The 1,893-nt window shown below is 24.9% G+C and carries 2 protein-coding genes; both read left to right on the top strand.

Annotation, left to right across the window (positions count from 1 at the left end; translation table 11 throughout):
• Positions 1-112: 112 nt before the first annotated feature.
• Positions 113-460, top strand: a complete 348-nt coding sequence (locus tag J7M77_RS16640) for a hypothetical protein (RefSeq protein ID WP_296880602.1) — start codon at positions 113-115, stop codon at positions 458-460.
• A gap of 534 nt (positions 461-994) precedes the next feature.
• A partial coding sequence (gene rhuM, locus J7M77_RS16635; RefSeq protein WP_296880600.1) for a virulence protein RhuM/Fic/DOC family protein occupies positions 995-1,893 on the top strand: 899 nt, incomplete at its 3' end.

Genomic DNA, 1,893 nt, shown 5'->3' with positions numbered 1-1,893 from the left:
TTTTTTTTGAAATTAAGAGTATAATAAGAGTACCATTGAAAAAACAAGAATTATGAAGAGAAGTTACTTAGAATGATAGATAAAATGAATGTAATAAAAAATTATTTTGATTTTGAAAAAGAAAAATTATTTAAAACAAATTGAAAAGATTTATTATGGTGGGTATGATGGAAGTATTTCAAAAAGAATTCAAGATCTTGAAAATATGATGGATTCTTCCTTTAGAAAAGAATTTCCACAATACTTTTTTCTAATTACAAATGATCAAATAGTAGGGTATATATTTTTTAATGATCCAAATAATACAAACAATTCATGGATTATTACTCATAATGCTGATGAGCTATCAATTAATTTATCCAAAAATATATTTAAGCTTATTTCTGAATATCTTATTACAAATGGATATTTAAAACTATATGAAATTATCAAAAGTGATTTAGAGGAATTTGATTTATAGATAATTTTTAATTAGATAAATACAATATCTATAATACTAGGTTTATGTAAATTGATGAAATATTTATAATATTCAAAAAGGTAGTGACGATTCTACTTATAAGGCTTGACTCTTGATTGTTAAAGGGTTAAGCTTTTTAATTTTTTGCTTTTTGTAGTCTTTCTTGATTAAACATAAGACACAGGATAAATAATTAAACTTAGATAAATCAGAAATCATTAACATATTTACTTATGTTGTAAGTTATGGTTTTATAGTTTTTCTAAAAGAAAAACCATCCTCCTGTATGATGTGGTCAATCAAAAAAAGTTTTATTGTATTATAAAGTAGACAAAAGAGTAGACATAAGATTTAAAAATATGTTAAAGAATTTGCAAATAGAAAGCTTAGCTTTTTAAATTTTTAATTCAATGAAATAAAATTAGGTAAATGCTATAATATTTTTAACCTGAAAATTTAAATACGTGGAGATGATATTATGGCAAGTATAATAGAAAAAATGAAATCGTTCAATTTAAAGATGGTAATTTTGTATTGGATGTTACTATTTCACCTCAAGATGAAACTGTATGGTTAACTTTAGATCAAATGAGTAAGCTGTTTGATAAAAACAAATCTACAATTTCAAGACACATATCAAATATTTTTAGTGAAGGCGAGTTGGATGAAAGTAGTTCAGTTGCAAAAAATGCAACTCAACTAAAAAGATACGATCCTCGTACGGAGAAAGATAGAATAGCAAATGTTATTATTAAATATTATAATTTAGACGTTATTATCTCAGTTGGTTATAGAGTGAAATCTAAAAAAGGTATTCTTTTTAGAAAATGGGCTAATAATATACTTAAAGAATATCTATTAAAAGGGTATGTTGTTAATGATAGACATTTTCAGGATATTGAATATGTTACCAGAATGCTTGATCAGTATAAAGAAGCTGGAGGGAAGTTGCCAACCAGTGATTCTATGTTAGAATTTTTAAAAGCTTATCAAAGAGGTTTTAAAATATTAGATGATTATGATCATCATACTTTAGAAGTTCCTGAAGGTCAAAAAGATATCTATATAATTCAATATGATGAATGTATAAAATTAATCCAGGATACTGTATTCGCTAATCAAGGTGATTTGTTTGCAATTGAAAGAGATGAGTCGTTTAAAAGTAGTATAGCTACTATTTATCAAAGTTTTGGTGGAAGTGATTTATATCCAACTCTTGAAGATAAAGCTAGTGTATTATTGTATTTTATTGTAAAAAATCATAGTTTTATTGATGGAAATAAGAGGATAGGAGCAACTGTATTTTTATATTTTTTAGAAAAGAATCAAGCATTATATAAAGATGGTAAAGAAAGAATTAACAATGATGCTCTAGCAACTTTAACAATACTGGTAGCAACTTCAAGACCTGAAGATAAAGATTTAATGATGCA

The sequence above is a fragment of the Thomasclavelia sp. genome, assembly GCF_017889095.1.
Classification (GTDB): Bacteria; Bacillota_I; Bacilli_A; order Erysipelotrichales; family Coprobacillaceae; genus Thomasclavelia.
The sequence above is the reverse complement of the archived record's forward strand: the minus strand, read 5'-3'. Positions and strand labels throughout refer to the sequence as shown.